Origin of the sequence: Streptomyces sp. NBC_00377 (genome assembly GCF_036075115.1) — a bacterium.
Lineage (GTDB): Bacteria > Actinomycetota > Actinomycetes > Streptomycetales > Streptomycetaceae > Streptomyces.
In genome coordinates, this window is sequence record NZ_CP107958.1 from 6,353,252 (window position 1) to 6,371,097 (window position 17,846).

18 protein-coding genes and 1 pseudogene are annotated in these 17,846 nt (G+C 70.2%); 10 read left to right on the forward strand and 9 right to left on the reverse strand.

Going from position 1 to position 17,846, the window contains the following annotated elements; all coding sequences use genetic code 11:
* The 4 genes from chvE to OHS71_RS28275 form a co-directional block, all read right to left on the reverse strand.
* Positions 1-1,107, reverse strand: a complete 1,107-nt coding sequence (gene chvE / locus OHS71_RS28260) for a multiple monosaccharide ABC transporter substrate-binding protein (protein WP_328482132.1) — start codon at positions 1,105-1,107, stop codon at positions 1-3.
* Between the two features lie 142 nt (positions 1,108-1,249).
* Entirely contained in the window at positions 1,250-2,221 is a 972-nt protein-coding gene (locus OHS71_RS28265) for a hypothetical protein (protein ID WP_328482133.1), read from the reverse strand.
* 120 nt (positions 2,222-2,341) lie between these two features.
* Entirely contained in the window at positions 2,342-3,346 is a 1,005-nt protein-coding gene (locus OHS71_RS28270; protein ID WP_328482134.1) for a zinc-dependent alcohol dehydrogenase, read from the reverse strand.
* Positions 3,343-4,503 (reverse strand): mandelate racemase/muconate lactonizing enzyme family protein, encoded by a 1,161-nt coding sequence (locus OHS71_RS28275; RefSeq protein WP_328482135.1) that lies wholly within the window; start codon positions 4,501-4,503, stop codon positions 3,343-3,345. The genes OHS71_RS28270 and OHS71_RS28275 overlap by 4 nt, the downstream gene beginning before the upstream one ends.
* A 256-nt stretch (positions 4,504-4,759) precedes the next feature.
* Between OHS71_RS28275 and OHS71_RS41395 the strand changes: the two are divergent.
* Positions 4,760-4,915 (forward strand): annotated as a pseudogene (locus OHS71_RS41395) (SCO2400 family protein); the annotation flags it as partial.
* On the opposite strand, the gene OHS71_RS28280 reads toward OHS71_RS41395, so the two are convergent.
* Positions 4,838-5,299, reverse strand: coding sequence for a hypothetical protein (locus tag OHS71_RS28280; RefSeq protein WP_328482136.1), 462 nt, complete (start codon positions 5,297-5,299; stop codon positions 4,838-4,840). The pseudogene OHS71_RS41395 and the gene OHS71_RS28280 overlap by 78 nt on opposite strands.
* 110 nt (positions 5,300-5,409) lie before the next feature.
* Positions 5,410-5,883 carry a hypothetical protein gene (locus tag OHS71_RS28285; protein WP_328482137.1) on the reverse strand — a complete coding sequence of 158 codons (474 nt, stop codon included), beginning with the start codon at positions 5,881-5,883 and terminating at the stop codon, positions 5,410-5,412.
* Positions 5,884-6,285: 402 nt separating this feature from the next.
* Here OHS71_RS28285 and OHS71_RS28290 point away from each other — a divergent pair, with 402 nt between their 5' ends.
* From OHS71_RS28290 to yjfF, 5 genes are all read left to right on the forward strand, one after another.
* Entirely contained in the window at positions 6,286-7,332 is a 1,047-nt protein-coding gene (locus tag OHS71_RS28290) for a LacI family DNA-binding transcriptional regulator (protein ID WP_328482138.1), read from the forward strand.
* A gap of 134 nt (positions 7,333-7,466) precedes the next feature.
* Complete coding sequence (locus OHS71_RS28295; protein WP_328482139.1) at positions 7,467-8,474, forward strand: ABC transporter substrate-binding protein; 1,008 nt, start codon at positions 7,467-7,469, stop codon at positions 8,472-8,474.
* Positions 8,475-8,712: 238 nt separating this feature from the next.
* Positions 8,713-10,251 carry a sugar ABC transporter ATP-binding protein gene (locus tag OHS71_RS28300; RefSeq protein WP_328482140.1) on the forward strand — a complete coding sequence of 513 codons (1,539 nt, stop codon included), beginning with the start codon at positions 8,713-8,715 and terminating at the stop codon, positions 10,249-10,251.
* The gene (locus OHS71_RS28305; protein ID WP_328482141.1) at positions 10,248-11,369 is read left to right on the forward strand and encodes an ABC transporter permease; all 1,122 of its coding nucleotides are present in this window, start codon (positions 10,248-10,250) and stop codon (positions 11,367-11,369) included. The genes OHS71_RS28300 and OHS71_RS28305 overlap by 4 nt, the downstream gene beginning before the upstream one ends.
* Positions 11,369-12,391 carry a galactofuranose ABC transporter, permease protein YjfF gene (gene yjfF, locus OHS71_RS28310; protein WP_328482142.1) on the forward strand — a complete coding sequence of 341 codons (1,023 nt, stop codon included), beginning with the start codon at positions 11,369-11,371 and terminating at the stop codon, positions 12,389-12,391. Before OHS71_RS28305 ends, yjfF begins: the two co-directional genes overlap by 1 nt.
* 90 nt (positions 12,392-12,481) lie before the next feature.
* Here yjfF and OHS71_RS28315 read toward each other — a convergent pair whose 3' ends face one another.
* A complete protein-coding gene (locus OHS71_RS28315; RefSeq protein WP_328482143.1) occupies positions 12,482-12,883 on the reverse strand; it encodes an ATP-binding protein in 402 nt (133 codons plus the stop codon).
* A gap of 170 nt (positions 12,884-13,053) precedes the next feature.
* Between OHS71_RS28315 and OHS71_RS28320 the strand changes: the two genes are divergently transcribed.
* From OHS71_RS28320 to OHS71_RS28330, 3 genes are read left to right on the forward strand one after another with little or no spacing between them, the layout of a single operon-like run.
* Complete coding sequence (locus OHS71_RS28320; protein WP_328482144.1) at positions 13,054-13,596, forward strand: UTRA domain-containing protein; 543 nt, start codon at positions 13,054-13,056, stop codon at positions 13,594-13,596.
* Positions 13,593-14,387, forward strand: coding sequence for a GntR family transcriptional regulator (locus tag OHS71_RS28325; protein ID WP_328482145.1), 795 nt, complete (start codon positions 13,593-13,595; stop codon positions 14,385-14,387). The genes OHS71_RS28320 and OHS71_RS28325 overlap by 4 nt, the downstream gene beginning before the upstream one ends.
* Positions 14,384-14,572 (forward strand): hypothetical protein, encoded by a 189-nt coding sequence (locus tag OHS71_RS28330; RefSeq protein WP_328482146.1) that lies wholly within the window; start codon positions 14,384-14,386, stop codon positions 14,570-14,572. Before OHS71_RS28325 ends, OHS71_RS28330 begins: the two co-directional genes overlap by 4 nt.
* A 40-nt stretch (positions 14,573-14,612) precedes the next feature.
* Here the strand turns inward: OHS71_RS28330 and OHS71_RS28335 are convergent, their stop codons facing one another.
* Positions 14,613-15,065 (reverse strand): MarR family winged helix-turn-helix transcriptional regulator, encoded by a 453-nt coding sequence (locus tag OHS71_RS28335; protein ID WP_328482147.1) that lies wholly within the window; start codon positions 15,063-15,065, stop codon positions 14,613-14,615.
* A 97-nt stretch (positions 15,066-15,162) separates the two neighbouring features.
* Here OHS71_RS28335 and OHS71_RS28340 point away from each other — a divergent pair, with 97 nt between their 5' ends.
* On the forward strand, positions 15,163-16,182 hold the full coding sequence (locus OHS71_RS28340; protein WP_328482148.1) for an NADP-dependent oxidoreductase: 1,020 nt from the start codon (positions 15,163-15,165) through the stop codon (positions 16,180-16,182).
* Positions 16,183-16,445: 263 nt separating this feature from the next.
* Here OHS71_RS28340 and OHS71_RS28345 read toward each other — a convergent pair whose 3' ends face one another.
* Positions 16,446-17,621 (reverse strand): serine hydrolase domain-containing protein, encoded by a 1,176-nt coding sequence (locus tag OHS71_RS28345; protein ID WP_328482149.1) that lies wholly within the window; start codon positions 17,619-17,621, stop codon positions 16,446-16,448.
* Positions 17,622-17,846 lie beyond the last annotated feature (225 nt).

Below are 17,846 nucleotides of genomic sequence, written 5' to 3' on the forward strand. Positions count from 1 at the left end.
TTACTTGAGCTGGTCCGCGGTGTAGTAGCCGCCCTGGACGAGCTCCTTCTCGTAGTTCGTCTTGTCGACGCTGACCGGCTGGAGCAGGTAGGCGGGGACGACCTTGGTGCCGTTGTCGTACGACTTGGTGTCGTTGATCTCGGGCTTCTTGCCGTTGAGGGTGGCGTCGACCATGTCCGTGGCGACCTGGGCGAGCTTGCGCAGGTCCTTGTAGACGGTCTGCGACTGCTGACCCGCGATGATCGACTTCACCGAGGCGAGCTCGGCGTCCTGGCCGGTGATGACCGGCAGCGGCTTGGCGGCGGTGCCGTAGCCGTCCGACTTCAGCGCGGCGATGATGCCGATGGAGATGCCGTCGTAGGGCGAGAGCACCGCGTCGACCCGGCCGGTCTTGTAGGACGAGGTGAGGTTGTCCTCCATGCGCTTCTGGGCGGTGGCGCCGTCCCAGCGCAGCGTGGTGACCTGGGTGATCTTGGTCTGGCCGGACTTGACCACGAGCTTCTTGCTGTCGATGTACGGCTGGAGCACGCTCATCGCACCGTTGAAGAAGTACTTGGTGTTGTTGTCGTCGTTGGAGCCGGCGAACAGCTCGATGTTGAACGGACCCTTGCCGCTCGCGAGACCCAGCTTGTCGACGATGTAGCCGGCCTGGAGCTTGCCGACCTTCTCGTTGTCGAAGGACGCGTAGTAGTCGACGTTCTTCGTGCCGAGGATCAGGCGGTCGTAGGAGATCACCGGGATCTTGGCGTCGGCGGCCTGCTGGAGGACGTTGTTCAGGGACTTGTTGTCGATGGCGGCGATGATCAGCGCCTTGACACCCTGGGTGATCAGGTTCTCGATCTGCGAGACCTGCTGGTCGGGGTCGTCCTCGCCGAAGACCAGCTTGGTCTTGTAGCCCTTGGCCTTGAGGTCCTTCTCGACGTTGGCGCCGTCGGTGATCCAGCGCTCGGAGGACTTGGTCGGCATCGCGATGCCGATCGTCCCGCCCTTGGAGTCGCCCGCCTCCGCCTTGCTGCCGCCGTCACCCGACTGCCCGCAGGCGCTCAGGGTCAGGGCGAGGGAAGCGGCTCCGGCTATGGCGGCGAGGGCGGCTCTGCGGTTACGCATGGTCATCATCCTTGATGTGTGTGCAGGGATCGGTCTCGCGGTGCGAAGGGCGCTCCCGGAAGTGACGCCGGAAAGACCGAGAGGAGATGTGTGGGATTCTGCGCGCCTGTGTCGGCTTCTGTGAAGCAGGGTTTCCGGAACGTTATGACTGAATGTCGAACCGGTTCAGTTCACCCGGCAGACGTGAGCCCAGAGGGGCCATGTCGCCGTCCGCTCCGTGACGCGCGAGGAGGTCGAGGGCGAGCCGTCCGCGGCGCACCCGCTCCCGGGCGGTGGAGAGCGTCAGATCCCGCATGTGGTGGCCGTACGGGTAGATCGCCGGGGCCTTCGACAGGCCGAACTTGAGGTAGAGCGGTGCGCCGCGCCGGATGAGTTCGGCGACCTCGTACATCCGGATGTAGCCGCCGAGATCGTCGGGAGCCTCGATGTACATGTCCATGGGGGCGCCCGACACCCGCCGGATCTCCGTGAGGTGATCCAGCGTCAGGTCGCTGGGCACATTGACGGAGTCGGCGCCGAGACGCTCGTACACCGCGTACGCCGCCGGGTTGACGGGGCCGATGAGCGCCGACACCTTCAGCGTCGTATCGGCCGGGATGAGACCGGCCGTGCGGGCCCGGTGCAGCGTCCACAGCACGCCCTCGTCGGCGACGAGCAGGCACTTGACGCCCAACTCCGTTGCGCGGACCGCGTCTTCGACGCATCCGGCCACGGCGTCATGGCCGCGGGCGCGGAGCCCGCCGCCTCGGGAGTCGGTGCGCGTCGAGCCGCCGATGTCCCAGGTGCCGCGCGGCCCGGTGAACAGGCAGAGCTCGATGTCGCGTTCGCCGGTGGCGTCGACCATCTCGGTGATCTCGGCGTCGTTCAGCATCCACACGCCGCTGCCCTGGCTGATCCGGTGGATCGGCACGTCGAGGCGCGAGGCCTCCTTGAGGATGACGGCCAGCGCTTCGGGACCCTCGCACGAAGGGACCTCGGTGCGCCAGCGGCCGCCGCCCGGGAAGGAGTGGGGGGAGGCGTCGGCGGGGTCGAGGGCGGGCGCGCCCAGGCCGAGCGCGGTGAGCGCCTGCTCACCGGGTCGGCGGGCCGCCGTGGCGGAAGCGTCGGTGGTCACATCTCGTCCTTCGTGTTCGATATGTCGGTCAAGGTTCGCGGCTCAGGTCGTGCGGGGTTTGGGTGTACGCCGGTGCGGGGCGGTCAGGTCGCCTCGCACCGGCGTACGGCTTGTCGGGAGCTACGGCTTGAGCAGCACCTTTCCCACCTTCGGATCACCGGATCCCACCAGCTCGATCGCCTCGGAGAACTCGGCGAGCGGCAGCTCGTGCGTGACCAGCGGCAGCGGATCGAGCAGCCCGGCGCCGAACACCCGGACGGTGTGCGACCAGGCGTCCGGCGGCGCCCCGAAGACGGTGTGCACCTCCAGCTGCCGTACGACGAGGTCCGTCGGGTCGAGCCCGTCGGCGCCGGCCGCCGGGATCCCCGTCAGCACCAGCCGTCCACCGCGCCGCAGCAGCGAGGCCGCGGTACGCGCGGCGGACGCCGATCCCGCCGTCTCGATGACGACGTCGAAGTCGTCCGGCAGCTCCTCGTCCCGGGTCAGGAAGCCGGAGGCGCCGAACTGCCTGGAGAGAGCCTCCCGGTCCCGGCGGGTTCCCACGACCAGCAGCTCGGCCGGTGAGCCGGCCTTGAGGAACTGGACGGCGAACATGCCCAGGGTGCCGGTGCCGACGACGGCCACCTTCTCGCCGGGCAGCGCCCGGGCCTTGATCGCGGCGGCCGCGATGCAGGCGGCGGGTTCGAGCAGGGCCGCCGCCGTGAGGTCGGCGTCGTCGGCCAGGACGTGCAGCAGCCGGGCCGGCAGGGTGAGGGTGGCGGCCATGGCCCCCGGCTGGGTGAAGCCGGTCTCCTCGTACCCGTCCGTGCAGAGCGTCGTCTCGCCCGCGTGGCAGCGGTCGCAGACCTGGCAGTTGCGGAAGCCCTCACCGACGACCTTGCGGCCGACGAGCGACGAGGGGACCCCGGCGCCGACCGCCTCGACCGTCCCGGACCACTCGTGGCCGGGGGTCAGGGGGTAGCGGACGTACCCGTCGGGCCGGTTGCCCTGGTACACCTCGCGGTCGCTGCCGCAGATTCCGGTGGCGTGCACGCGGACCAGCGCCTCGCCGGGTTCCGGGTGCCGCGGCTCGTGCGGGACGAGCCGGTGCTCTCCCGGCGCCTCGACGACGACGGCTGTGCTCACTTGGTGCTGCCCTTCGGCTTGCGCTGCTCCCAGCCCTCGGCCCACAGGTCGAACCGGGCCTGCTGCTGCGGGAACTCCGCGGCCGCGTCGACGTCCAGCTCGACACCGAGACCGGGCTTGTCGGAGAGGTGGAAGTAACCGTCGATCACCTCGGGCGCGCCCTTGACGACCTTCTTGATCTCCGCGTCCGCGAAGTCGTTGAAGTGCTCGAGGATCTTGAAGTTGGGGGAGGTGAACCCGACCTGGAGCGAGGCGGCGGTCAGGACCGGGCCGCCGACGTTGTGCGGGGCGACGAGCACGTAGTGCGCCTCGGCGGTGGCGGCCAGCTTCCGGGTCTCCCAGATGCCGCCGATGTGGCCGACGTCCGGCTGGATGATGTCCACGGCCTGGCTCTCGAAGAGCTCGCGGAACTCGACGCGGTCGTGGATGCGCTCACCGGTGGCGACCGGGATGTCCACCTTGGCGGCGACCTTCTCCAGGGCCTTCAGGTTCTCGGGCGGGCACGGCTCCTCCAGCCACGCGGGCTTGAAGGGCGCGAGCTCGTTCGCGAGCCGGACGGCCGTGGCGGGGGAGAAGCGGCCGTGCATCTCCAGCATCAGCTCGGCGTCCGGCCCGATGGCGTCGCGCACGGCCTCGATGAGGGAGACCGCGTACAGGGTCTGCTGGTGGTCCAGCTCGAAGTGCCCGGTGCCGAAGGGGTCGATCTTGAGCGCCTTGTAACCGCGCTCCATGACGCCCTGGGCGGCCTTGTGGTAGGCCTCCGGGGTCCGCTCGGTGGTGTACCAGCCGTTGGCGTAGGCCTTGACCTTGTCGGTGACCTTGCCGCCGAGGAGCTGCCAGACGGGCACGCCGAGAGCCTTGCCCTTGATGTCCCAGCAGGCCATCTCGACGACGGCGATGCCGGACATCACGATCTCGCCGGCGCGCCCGTAGTCGCCGTACTTCATGCGGCGCACGAGGTCCTCGACAGCGAACGGGTCGGAGCCGAGAATGTGATTGGCCTCGGCTTCCTTCAGGTAGCCGATCAGCGCGTCGGTGTGACCCAGCATGCGGGTCTCTCCGACACCCGTGATGCCCTCGTCGGTGTGCACCAGGACGTAGGTCAGGTTGCGCCACGGCGTCCCGACCACGTGTGTGCTGATTCCGGTGATGCGCACGGAAGTTACCCTTCGGCTGTTCGAGATTTCGTCACATGTTCGAAATGCTGGGCAGACAGTAAGGACCGGGCGAGGGGAGTGTCAATGGGTCGAACAGGTAACGGTTTCGACGGTTTCGGTGCTCCTTTCGAAAGTTGGGTGGTGGCGGTGTGTGCCAGGTCACTCAACTTACCGCGCCGGTATGGCCGGTTTCCCACACAACTTTCACAGCCGGACCCGGGTGCGTGAGGGTCCTGGAACCTAGTCTTCCCGCGTCATGGACTACTGCCACCCGTGCCGAAGGCACCTCAACGGCGCCCTCGCCTGCCCGGGGTGCGGCGCACCTGCCCCGCAGCTACGCGCGTATCCGCCCGCCGCGCACGAGCCGGAGCCCCACCCCCCGGAGCCGCACGCCCAGGAGCCCTACGCCCGGCCCTACGCCCAGGAGTCGTACCCGCCGGAGCCGTACGCCCGGGGTGCGGCGGCACACGAGACGCCCGGCGACCACGGCCGCGATCACGGCCACGGTGATCACGATGACCACGGCGGTCGCGGCGAGGGCGGCGATCCCGGCGGACACGAGGACCTCGGCGGCCAGGGCGGTCACGAAAGCCACCACGCTCACCACGACCCCGAAGGTCACCACGACCCCGAAGGTCACCACGACCCCGAAGGCCGTGACGGCCACGACGGCGAGAGCGGGCCGCAGGGGCGGGCCGCGCGCCGCCGTGAGCAGGGCAGGGGTGGCCGCCGGGGTCCCGGGAGCACGGCCTCCGCGCCGGACGCGAGCCGCCGTGACCGCAAGGCGTCCGTCCACCGCAGGCGCCGCAAGCGCGTGGTGCTGATCTCCGTCGGCTTCGCCCTGGCGGCGGCCGGCCTGAGCCTGGCCGAACTGGGTGTGGACGCACCGGGGTTCACCTCCCCCGGTCATCCCGCGGCGGCCGGTGGAGAGTCGTCCGAGGCCGACGGGTCGGAGACGGAGCCGAGCGCGTCCGCCCAGCCCCTGGACGACAGGGCGGGCCGGGACGGGGGCGAGGCCTCGTCCTCCCCGAGCCCCTCGGCCTCCCCGTCGGCGTCGGAGTCCCCGTCGAGCGGGACGGCCACGCCGAGCCCGGACAAGGGCCTCCAGTCGGCCACCCTCCCCGGAAAATCCGGGGACACGTCCGGGCCGACGGCTTCGTCGGATCCGGACTCCGGATCCACGCCGACCGCCGCCCCGTCGCCGTCGGGAGCGGCACCGGCCCCGTCGCCGTCGCAGACCTGCGAACGCTTCCTGTGGTGGTGCTCGTAGCGCTCGGAGGCGGGCTGCCGCCGACCGGGCCCGCCGGGTGTACGGGGAACGGGTGGGCCGGTCGCCGGCCCGGCTGGACGCCCGTCCAGGAAGATGTGTCGAACATCCACGGGTCGCGCGTGCCGCCGGGCGGCGGGCCGGGTCCGGCGCCCGCCCGTCCTGGGAGCCGTCGTCGAGTCACCGCCCGGTGGGGACGCCTCCGTCCGCCATCAGGCCGGTGACCAGCGCCGATGTGATGTCACCATCATGTGCGTAATGGAATCGTGACGAGCTTCCCGTGCAACCCTCTTGACCGCCGTGAATTGTTAGCGCTCACAATGACCTCCGCATTCACCAGTCAGTGACCGACGTCAGCACGGGGGAGATACGAGCGTCGTGCCCGTTGTGTCCCAACCCGCCTTCCCCGATGGGGCCGTTGGCTCTGCCGGGACCCCGGAGTGAAGCCGGCGGCGAGAAGCCGACCGCCCGCATCCCACGACTTATCCGCAGACGAGCGCCGAGGAGGTGCGGCCGTGACACACACTCAGCTCCGACCGCCCACCATGGCCGACGTGGCCCGCCTGGCCGGCGTCTCGCACCAGACCGTGTCCCGGGTGCTGGGGGACCACCCCAACGTGCGGGACGCGACCCGGGCCAGGGTCCTGCGTGCGATCGAGGAGATGGGTTACCGCCGCAACTCCTCCGCACGGGCCCTTGTCACCCGCCGCACCCGCACGCTGGGTGTGGTCGCCTCCGACACGACCCTCTACGGACCCGCCAGCACGCTGTTCGCGCTCGAAGAGGCGGCGCGTGCCGAGGGCTATCTCGTCTCGACGGTCAGCCTGCGCGAACTGACCATGGACAAGCTCTCCGAAGCCCTGGACCACCTCAGCGAGGGCGGGGTGGAGGGAGTCGTCGCCATCGCCCCGCAGCGGTCGGCGGTGGAGGCCCTCGCCGAACTCCGCCATCCCTTCCCGGTGGTGGTCGCCGGAGGCGGGTCGGGCATGGACATCCCGGGTGTCGGTGTGGACCAGCACCTGGGGGCGAGACTGGCGACCGGTCACCTGCTGGCCGCCGGCCACCGCAACGTCTGGCACCTCGCCGGACCCGAGGACTGGCAGGAGGCGGCCGACCGGGCCGCCGGCTGGCGGGCCACCCTCGAATCGGCCGGCGTCGAGCCGCCCATGCTGCTGCGCGGTGACTGGAGTCCGCTGTCGGGCTACCGTGCGGGCCAGGAACTGGCCGGCTGGGTGGGCCGCGGGCTGACGGCCGTCTTCGTCGCCAACGACCAGATGGCGCTGGGGGTGCTGCGGGCGCTGCGGGAAGCGGGCGTACGCACTCCCCAGGACGTCGCGGTGGTCGGCTTCGACGACATCCCGGAGTCGGAGTACTTCGCGCCGCCGCTCACCACCGTGCGGCAGGACTTCGCGACGGTGGGCAAGCGGGGCATCGCCCTGCTCCTGGAGCTGATCGAGGGCCGCCCGCCCGCCACCCCGCCCCGGATCGACGTCGAGCCCCAACTCGTCGTACGTGCAAGTACTTTCCCTTCCGCCGCTCAACCGGAGGGCGCGCCCCTCTGACGAATCCGTCGGACGCCCTCGACGGCAGTATGGCCGAAATGCCGAACAGTGATCGACAGGCTGGACGCGGCACGGCCCGTCCCATCGAGTACCAGCAGGTCCATCCCCGGGCCGGCTCTTCAAAGGAGAAGAACATGCTCAGCAGAAGGAACTTCCTCACCGCGGCGGTCGGCGTGGCGGCGGCGGGTGGCCTGGCGGCCTGCGCCAAGGAGGACGACAACGCCTCCAGCGGCTCCTCCGGGGACGGCAGCAAGGCGCTCACGCTCGGCTTCTCCCAGGTCGGCTCCGAGAGCGGCTGGCGCAGCGCCAACACCACCTCGGTGAAGGACGCGGCCAAGGCGGCGGGTTACAACCTGAAGTTCTCCGACGCCCAGCAGAAGCAGGAGAACCAGATCTCGGCGATCCGCAGCTACATCACCCAGGGCGTGGACGTCATCGCCTTCTCGCCGGTGGTCGTCACCGGCTGGGACGCGGTGCTGAAGGAGGCCAAGGCCAAGAAGATCCCGGTGGTCCTCACCGACCGCTCCGTCGAGACCTCCGACGACTCCCTGTACGTCACGCTGGTCGGCTCCGACTTCACCGACGAGGGCCGCCGCGCCGCCAAGATCCTCGAGAAGGTCATCGCGAAGGCCGGGCTCAAGGGCGCGGTGAAGATCGCCCAGCTGGAGGGCACCACCGGCGCCGCCCCGGCGATCGAGCGGGCCAAGGGCTTCAAGGAGATCATGGACGCGGAGCACAAGGACGACTGGAAGGTCGTCGTCAGCCAGACCGGTGACTTCACCCGCGCCGGCGGCAAGCAGGTCATGGCCGCCTTCCTCCAGTCCAACCCGGACATCAACGTCCTCTTCGCGCACAACGACGACATGGCCATCGGCGCCATCCAGTCCATCGAGGCGGCCGGCAAGAAGCCCGGCAAGGACATCCTGATCGTCTCGATCGACGGCGTGAAGGACGGCTTCGTGGCCATGTCCGAGGGCAAGATCAACGCCATCGTCGAGTGCAACCCCCTCCTCGGCCCCCAGCTGATGGACGTCGTGAAGAAGGTCAAGAACGGCGAGACGGTCGAGCGCTGGATCAAGACCAAGGAGGGCGACTTCATGCAGGACCAGGCCGCGGCCGCGCTCCCGAGCCGCAAGTACTGACCGACGCACCCACCGGCAGGGAGCCTCCGGCCGACCGAGATCTCGGTCGGCCGGGCCCTGTGGGCCTGCGGCGAATCGCTTCAAAGAGGAGCGCTGCCGTGACTCCGCCCCGGATGAGGGGCTTCCAGCCCGAAGGCTGCGGTCCAGCCCGAACCGGCCCCTTGCAGAGCGTAGTCAACCTAACGCGAGATGAACTTACCCACCGGGCAAAGCCGGTGGCCTCCTCACTAGGAGAGGTATGGCAGAGCCACGGCCCGTCCTGGAAATGACGGGCATAGTCAAGGAGTTTCCGGGGGTACGGGCTCTGTCGGATGTCGACTTCCGGCTCTTCCCCGGTGAGATCCACGCACTGATGGGCGAGAACGGCGCAGGCAAGTCCACCCTCATCAAGGTCCTCACGGGAGTCCACTCCCTGGACGGCGGCACGATCACGCTGGACGGCGAAGCCGTGCGCATCGCCAGCCCGTCGCAGGCGCAGCAGGCCGGCATCAGCACCGTCTACCAGGAGGTCAACCTCTGCCCCAACCTGTCGGTGGCGGAGAACATCTTCATCGGACGTGAACCCACTCGGATGGGCCGCATCCAGTGGAAGGAGCTGCGCCGGCGGGCGGCGGAACTGGTGGACCGGCTCGGGCTCGACATCGACGTCACCGCCCCGCTGTCCTCGTACCCGCTGGCCGTGCAGCAACTGGTCGCCATCGTCAGGTCGTTGGGCACCGGCGGCGGCGAGGGCGAAGGACCCGCCGCCAAGGTGCTGATCCTCGACGAGCCGACCTCCAGCCTCGACCGCGACGAGGTCCTCCAGCTCTTCGCCCTGATGCGGCGGTTGAAGGACGAGGGCGTCGCGATCCTGTTCGTCTCGCACTTCCTGGACCAGATCTACGAGGTCTGCGACCGGATGACCGTGCTGCGCAACGGCACCCTCGTCGGTGAGCACATGGTGAGCGACCTCGACCAGGTCGGCCTCGTCCAGCTCATGCTCGGCAAGGCCATGGGCCAGCTGGACGAACTCCACGAACAGCAGCTGCACTCCGACGCGGGCGAGACGCTGCTGCGGGCGGACGGCCTCGGCAGGACCGGCGGCATCGCCCCGTTCGACCTGGAGATCAAGAAGGGCGAGGTGATCGGGCTCGCCGGTCTGCTCGGATCGGGCCGTACCGAACTCGCCCGGCTGCTCTTCGGCGCCGACCAGCCGGACGCCGGCCAGGTGACCATCGGCGGCAGACAGGTCTCCATGAGCGCCCCGAACGACGCGATCGGCGCCGGGGTCGCCTTCTGCTCCGAGAACCGCAAGAGCGAGGGCCTGGTGCCCGACCTGACGGTGCGGGAGAACATCATCCTGGCCCTCCAGGCCTCGCGCGGCTGGACCCGGCCCATCCCGGTCTCCCAGCGCGACGAACTCGTCGCCAAGTACATCAAGGCGCTGGACATCCGCCCCGCCAACCCCGAGGCCAGGGTCGGCCAGCTCAGCGGCGGCAACCAGCAGAAGGTGCTGCTGGCCCGGTGGCTGATCACCCAGCCGAAGCTGCTGATCCTGGACGAGCCGACGCGCGGCATCGACATCGGCGCGAAGGCGGAGATCCAGAAACTCGTCGTCTCGCTCTCCGAGGACGGCATGTCCGTGCTGTACATCGCGGCCGAGCTGGAGGAGGTACTCCGGCTCAGCCACACCATCGGAGTGCTGCGCGACCGCCGACTGGTGGCGCAGATCGCCAACGGGCCCGAGATCACCACGACCCGGATCCTGGAGACCATCGCGAGCGGAGAGCACCAGTGACCACCTCTTCGACCACCTCTTCCCGGTGGCGAGCGCTGACCCACCACCACCTGTTCTGGCCTGTGGCGGTCCTGGTCCTCCTGCTGCTCGTCAACGTCCCCTTCACGCCCGACTTCTTCTCGATCAGGATGGCGGACGGCCACCTCTACGGCAGCCTCGTCTCCATCGTGCTGTTCGGATCGCCCCTCATCCTGGTGGCGGTCGGCATGACCCTGGTCATCGCGACCGGCGGCATCGACCTCTCGGTAGGCGCCGTGGTCGCCATCACCGGGGCGCTGGCATGCTCGTACATCAGCGACCAGAAGGATCAGGGCGCCCTGTCCGGGGTGCTGCTCGCGATGGGCCTGGGCCTGCTGGCCGCGGTCGTCTGCGGCCTGTGGAACGGGTTCCTGGTCGCCAGGATGGGCATCCAGCCGATCATCGCCACCCTGATCATCATGGTCGCCGGACGCGGTGTCGCCCAGCTCATCACCGACGGCCAGATCATCACCATCAACAGTGAGCCGTACAAGCTGATCGGCGGCGGCTACTGGCTGACCCTGCCGTTCTCCATCTTCGTGGTCGCCGTGGTCGTGGCCGTCACCGTGGTGCTGACCCGCCGCACGGCTCTCGGCCTGCTGGTGGAGGCGGTCGGCGGCAACGCCGAGGCCAGCCGCCTGGTGGGCATCAGGTCCCGGCGCATCAAGATCATGGTGTACGCGTTCTGCGCGCTGTGCGCGGGCATCGCCGGCCTGATGATCAGCTCCAACACCTCGGCCGCGGACGGCAACAACGCCGGCCTGTGGATCGAACTCGACGCGATCCTCGCCGTGGTCATCGGCGGCACCTCGCTCCTCGGCGGCCGGTTCTCCGTCGGCGGCACGGTGGTCGGCGCCCTGGTCATCCAGACCCTGACCACCACGATCTACACCATCGGCGTGCCGACCCAGACCAACCTGGTCTTCAAGGCCGCCGTCGTCATCGTCGTCTGCCTGCTCCAGTCCCCGAAGTTCCGCGCCAAGGTGTTCGGTGCGAGATTCGCCGCCGGGTCCGCCGCCAAGGGGAGCGCCGCGCCGGCCGCGGCCCCGGCGGACGCCGCCACGGCGACCGAGGCCAGCCCCAAGATGGAGGTGTCGTGATGAGCGCGACCACCCAGAGCCCCCCGGCCTCGGACAGCCGTACCCCGTCCCAGGCCACGCGACTGCTCGGCGACCGGCGGCTGCCCGTCGTGGTGACCGCTCTGCTGTTCCTCGTGATGTACGGCGTCGGCCTGAGCCGGTACCAGAATTACGGGTTCGGCGAGCCGCAGGTCTTCCTGAACCTGTTCATCGACAACGGCTATCTGCTGGTCGCCGCGGTCGGTGTCACCTTCGTCATCCTGTCCGGCGGGATCGACCTGTCCGTCGGTTCGATGATCGGCTTCACGACGATGTTCACGGCCTGGCTGGTGGAGCGCCAGGGGCTGCCGATCCTGGTGGTGATCCCGATGGCGCTGGCCGTGGGCGCCTTCGGCGGCTTCCTGATGGGCTATGTGATCCACAACTTCGAGATCCAGCCCTTCATCGTGACCCTCGCCGGCCTCTTCCTCTTCCGCGGTCTGTGCCTGGTCATCAGCAAGGAGTCGATCTCCATCAGCGACTCCTCGGTGAGCAGCATGGCCCAGGCGCAGGTGTCGCTCGGGATGGGCTTCCTGTCGATCGGCGCGATCGTCTCGCTGGTCGTCCTCGCCGTGGCGTTCTACGTCCTGCACTACACCCGTTTCGGGCGTCGCGTGTACGCCATCGGCGGCAACGAGCAGTCGGCCATGCTGATGGGTCTGCCGCAGGGCGGCACGAAGATCGCCGTGTACACGGTGAGCGGCTTCTGCTCGGCGCTCGCCGGACTCCTGTTCACCCTCTACATCCAGTCCGGTGACCCGCTGCACGCGACCGGTATGGAGCTCGACGCGATCGCGGCGGTCGTCATCGGCGGCACGCTGCTGACCGGCGGCTCCGGCTATGTGCTGGGAACGCTGTTCGGTGTGCTGGTGCTGGGCCTGATCAAGAGCATCATCCAGTTCGAGGGCACGCTCAGCTCCTGGTGGACGAAGATCGCCACCGGTGTGCTGCTGTGCGCGTTCATCCTGGTCCAGCGCTTCATGACGACCCGCAAGAAGACCTGAGCCGCAGGGCGCGTGTCAGAGGACGAGCCGCAGGCGGACGCTCCCGGCCCCGGGCCGGGAGCGTCCGCCTGCGGCTGTGGGCTGCCGTCCTCAGGGTGTCGTGGGGCGGGGGTCGGTCTTGAAGACCGTCCAGATCGTCTTGCCGACGATGTGTTCCGTGATGCCGAAGTCGTCGGCGATCTGGCGGGCCAGCAGCAGACCCCGCCCCGAGCAGGCGTCGGGTGACGGAGGGCCCGCGGGCACGGGCCGGTCACCGGTGTCGCGTACGGCGAGCCGGACCAGCGGGCCGTCGAGGGTGAGGCTCACGCAGTACTGCCTGCCGGGAGGCACACCGTGCAGGAGGGCGTTCGTGGCCAGCTCCGACGCGCACAGCGCTATGTCGTCCAGCCGGTCCACACAGCCCCAGTCGCTCAGGACCTGGTGGACGAAGGCGCGGGCGGCCCGTACCGAGGCGCGCGAGCGGGGGAAACGACGTTGCCGTGACAGGGGCACGGGGGCACCTCCGGTGGTTCTGGGGCGTCCTGCGGCGAAACCTTACTGTTGTTCGCGAAAGGTGACAAGGCGCTGAAGGGTGGCTGAGGGTGGCGGTTGGCCGATGAGTCAAGTCGCCTACCGTGTAGGGCGGCAGGGTCGAAAGAACGGTCGGCCGTACAGGAGGAGTCGTGGGTACGAGCGGATGGGTCAGCACATCGTTGCCGTATCTGATGCCACGAGGGACCGGGCAGGGCGACGCCTGGGCGGCCGAGGCCGCGGCGCAGGGGCGGCGCGGCACCCAGCGCATCGTGCACGCCGGTGAGGTGCCCGCCCCGGCCGACGTGGCGGCGCTGCTCGGCGTCCCCGAAGGCGAACCGGTCGTCGTACGCCGGCGCCTGATCCTCCTCGACGACGAGCCCAGCGAGCTGACCGACACGTACTACCCGGCCGCCATAGCGGGGGGCACCCGTCTCGCCGCGACCGCCAAGATCCCCGGCGGAGCACTCACCCTGCTCGCCGAACTCGGCCACGTCGGCGTCCTCGTCCGGGAGGACGTGACGGCCGGGATGCCGGACGGGGAGGAGCGCCGGGCCCTGCGGACCGGTCCCGAGGAACCGGTCCTGCGGCTCGTCCGGCTCACACTGGACCAGGACGACCGGCCGATCCAGGTCGACCGTATGGTGATGCCTGCCCTACGGCAGAGGCTGCGCTACCAGATCAGGATCGGATGACCGTGCCCAAGGCAGACCCGGAAGCCGTCGACCGCCGCTCCCTCCATGAGCGCATCGCGGCCGATCTGCGCGACGACATCATGAGCGGCGAGCTCGCCCCCGGCGCCAACCTGCCCACCACCGCCCAGCTCAAGGAACGCTTCGAGGCGTCGAGCGCCACGGTCCAGAAGGCCCTGCGGCTCCTCAAGGACGAATGCCTGGTGGTCGGCAGGGCGGGCGCCGCCGTCACCGTCCGCGAGCACCGCCGGCGCACCGTCCGCCCCGCCGCGCTGATGACGTCCAGCCGGACCGGAGCGCCCTACCGCTGGCTCGCCGAGGCGGCCAGACACGGCACGCACGCCCGCACCCGGCTGCTGGACGTGGCCGAGACCCGGCCGCCGGCCGACGTCCGTGCCGTCCTCGGTCTCCCGTCCGACGGGACCGCGCTGCTCCGCGCCCAGATCCTCCTCGTCGACGACGAACCCGCCGAGCTGGTCGAGGCGTACTACCCGCTGGACATCGCCCGGGGCACGGCCCTGGCGGAGCGCCGCAGGATCCGCGGCGGCGCCTCCGCCCTGCTGACCGAACTCGGCCACCCGCCCCGCCGCAGCACCGACCGGGTCTCGGCCCGGGTGCCCACCCAGGCGCAGTACCAGGCGCTGCACCTCACCAGTGGCATGCCGGTCCTGCGCACCCTGCGCGTGATCCACGGCGACGGCAGCCGTCCCGTCGAGGTGACCGTGATGGTGAAGGCGGGCCATCTCTACGAGTTGCAGTACGAGTTCACGGCCGAGGGAGCGGAAGAAGAATGATGGTGCTCGCCCTGACGGGGGTCCTGGCAGTCGTCCTCGGCGGTTGCGCCTGTGTCTGGTGGGCGGCGCGAGGCGGCCCGCGCTGGGCGCGTGCCGTGGCCGTCGCGACCCTCGCGGCAGGCGAACTGGCCCGCGGGCTGACGCGCACGAACCGCAGGAGCCCGGAGTCCGGCGGGGACGACTGAGCCGCGGGCGCGGACGATCCGGCCGGTCGGCCGGGCCGGGTCAGCCCTGGTCGTCCTCCGCGTCCAGCATCCGCCGCAGCATCCGCCGCAGCGCCACGCGCTCCTCTTCCGCCAGCCCTGCCAGCGGCTCCCGCGCGAACCGCAGCGACTCGCGCAGCCCCTTGGCGATCCGCCGGCCCTCGTCCGTGGCCGCCGCCAGCTTCACCCGGCGGTCGGCCGGGTCGGGGCGACGCTCGACCAGCCCGCGGGACTCCAGGCGGTCGACGATGCCGGTGACGTTGGACGGCTCGCACTTCAGCTTCTTCGCCAGCTTCCGCATCGGCAGCGGCTCCAGCGACAGCAGGCTCAGCAGTCGGGCCTGCGCGCCGGTGAGTGCGTGACCTGCGGCGGCTTCCTCGTAGTCCTCGTAGTAACGGGCCACGACCTCGCCGATCAGACCGACGACCTCCAGGGTCAGGGCATCGGGGAGAGGGGCCGGATGTGGGGTGGGCATGGAATCAGGGTACCCCGTTACTTGACATCCTGAAATATTCAGGAGCATGGTTGTTTCAGGTAGTGAAGCATTTGCACGCGTTGAAAGGCAGCCCCCCATGACCGACTCCGCCCTCCCCACCACCAGCCGCGAATGGCGTCTGCTCAGCCGTCCCGTCGGCTGGCCGAAGCCCGAGGACTTCGAGCTGGCCGAGGCGGAGATCCGGCAGCCCGGCCCGGGTGAGGTGCTGGTACGCAACGCGTTTGTCTCCGTCGACCCCTACATGCGCGGCCGCATGAGCGCCGCCAAGTCGTACGTGGCCCCCTTCGAGCTCGGCAAGGCCATGCAGGGCGGGGCGGTCGGCGAGGTCGTCGCCTCCGCAGCCCAGGGCGTCTCCGTCGGCGATCACGTCCTGCACTTCGGCGGCTGGCGCGAGTACGCCACCTTCGCCGCCGACCAGGCCGTCAAGGTCGACCCCGAGGCCGCGCCCCTCTCCACCTACCTGGGTGTCCTCGGGATGACCGGCCTGACCGCCTACGCGGGGCTCCTGCGCACCGGTTCCTTCAAGGAGGGCGACTCCGTCTTCGTGTCGGGCGCGGCCGGCGCCGTCGGCAGCCAGGTCGGCCAGATCGCCCGGCTCAAGGGCGCCTCCCGGGTCATCGGCTCGGCCGGTTCCGACGAGAAGGTCAAGCTGCTCGTCGACGAGTACGGCTTCGACGCGGCCTTCAACTACAAGAACGGCCCCGTGGCCGCGCAGCTGCGCGAGGCCGCTCCCGACGGTGTCGACGTCTACTTCGACAACGTCGGCGGCGACCACCTCGAGGCGGCCATCGGCTCGCTCAACGAGAAGGGCCGCATCGTGATCTGCGGCATGATCTCCGTCTACAACAACACCGAGCCGGCTCCCGGCCCGAAGAACCTCGCCCGTCTCATCCAGACCCGCGGTCGCATCGAGGGTCTCCTGGTCGGCGACCACTACGACCTCCAGCAGCAGTTCGTCCAGGAGGTGGGCGCCTGGGTCCGCTCCGGCGAGCTGAAGTACCGCGAGACGGTCGTCGAGGGCATCGAGAACAACCTGGAGGCGTTCCTCGGGGTCCTGCGCGGCGACAACACCGGAAAGATGATCGTCAAGCTCTGACCCCCGGTCCGTGACCCCCGGTCCGTGAGGCCGCACGGCGGTGGTCTTCGACGCCGTCGTCGGCACGGGTCGGCCGCCCCGGCCGTAGGCCACGGTCGGCCGCCCCGGCCGTCCCCGACGGTCGTCGTCCGTGACGAGGCCGCACCCCTGGACGTGGGGTGCGGCCTTCGCTCTCGTCCGTCTCCGCGGCCCTCTCGCCGGCCCTCTCTCGGGCGGCCCCGCGGGGCGGCCGCTCCGCGGGGCCGGTCCCGTGCGCCGGGCCGTCAGCCGCAGACCAGTGCCGCGCCGTGCACCGCCGCCGCCAGCCGGTCGTTCTCCGGCGCGCATCCTCCGGGGAAGGCGAACCGGCGCCGTGTGTAGCCGTAGGCGAGCCCGCTGCGCGGATCCGCGAACGCCTGGCAGCCGCTCGCCCCGCTGTGCCCGAACGCCCCGGCGCCCAGGAACGGGTGCCAGGTGTCCGCGGTCGCCTGGAAACCCAGCCCGTACGACTTGTGCGTGCGCGCCACCACGTCGTACCCGACGGAGTGCAGCTGTCCGAACTCCGCCGCCGTGTCCTCCTTCAGCAGCGGCGCCTTCCCGCCGACCTCGCTGATCGCCGCCGCGTACAGCCCGGCCAGCCCGCGCGCCGAGGCCACCCCGCCCACCGAGGCCGGCCCCCGGGCCCGGATCAGCGGGTCGTTCGGCAGGAGTTCCAGGTCGGTCGGGACGGCGGCGTGCCGGTTGAAGGCGACGGCGGCGAGCGTGTGCGGCCCGCCGGGCAGGGAGTCCATCAGTGCCCGCTGCTCGGCGGTCGGCGTCATCGGCCGGGCGGTGCGAAAGCGTGGCTCGTGCGCCGCGGGCAGTCCCAGGAAGAGGTCCAGCCCGTACGGGACGCGCACCCGCTCCGCGTACACCTCCTGGAGCGTACGGCCCGTGGCCCGCCGTACGACTTCACCGGCGAGCGCCCCGATGACCAGGGCGTGATAGCCGAAGGCGGTGCCCGGTCGCCAGAACGGCCGCTGGTCGGCGAGACGTTCGGCGATCTGCCGGTCGTCGGCCAGCTCCTGCGGAGAGAACCCGCCGTCCGTGCCGATCACCCCGGCCCGGTGCGCGAGCAGTTCGCGCAGGGTCAGCGCGCCCTTGCCCTCGGCCGCGAACTCCGGCCAGTAGTAGGTGACCTTGCGGTCCAGCTCCAGGGTGCCCTCCTGCACGAGGAGGGCGACCACCAGGTGGGCCGCGCCCTTGGTCGACGAGTAGACGCCGTAGAGGGAGTCGGGTCCGGCGTCGTCGCCCGGGACCCACAGGTCGACGACCCGCCGACCGTGCACGTATGCGCACAACTGGCCCTCGTAGTCGGGCTGTTCCTCCGCCACGAACGCGGTGAACTCCTCCCGAACCGCTTCGAATCCGTCGGCGACGCTGCCGTGGATCTCCCTCGTCGTCCGAGTCACTCGAGTCATCCGCTCTCCTCAACCAGCCCACTGCTCGCGCGCGCCGACAAATCCCTCAAGCCCGGCCTCGCTCCGTACCACGCCATCACACCGAAGCACCTCCTCCTGCTTGCCGAGATCGTTGCTTCCGTGGATCGGTACGGCGAGGTGTACCTGTTCGACTCAACTGCGACGGGCAGGTGTTGGTGTCACCGATGCCCCGGATGGGCCTACGAGGGCCGCCACAGGCGTCCT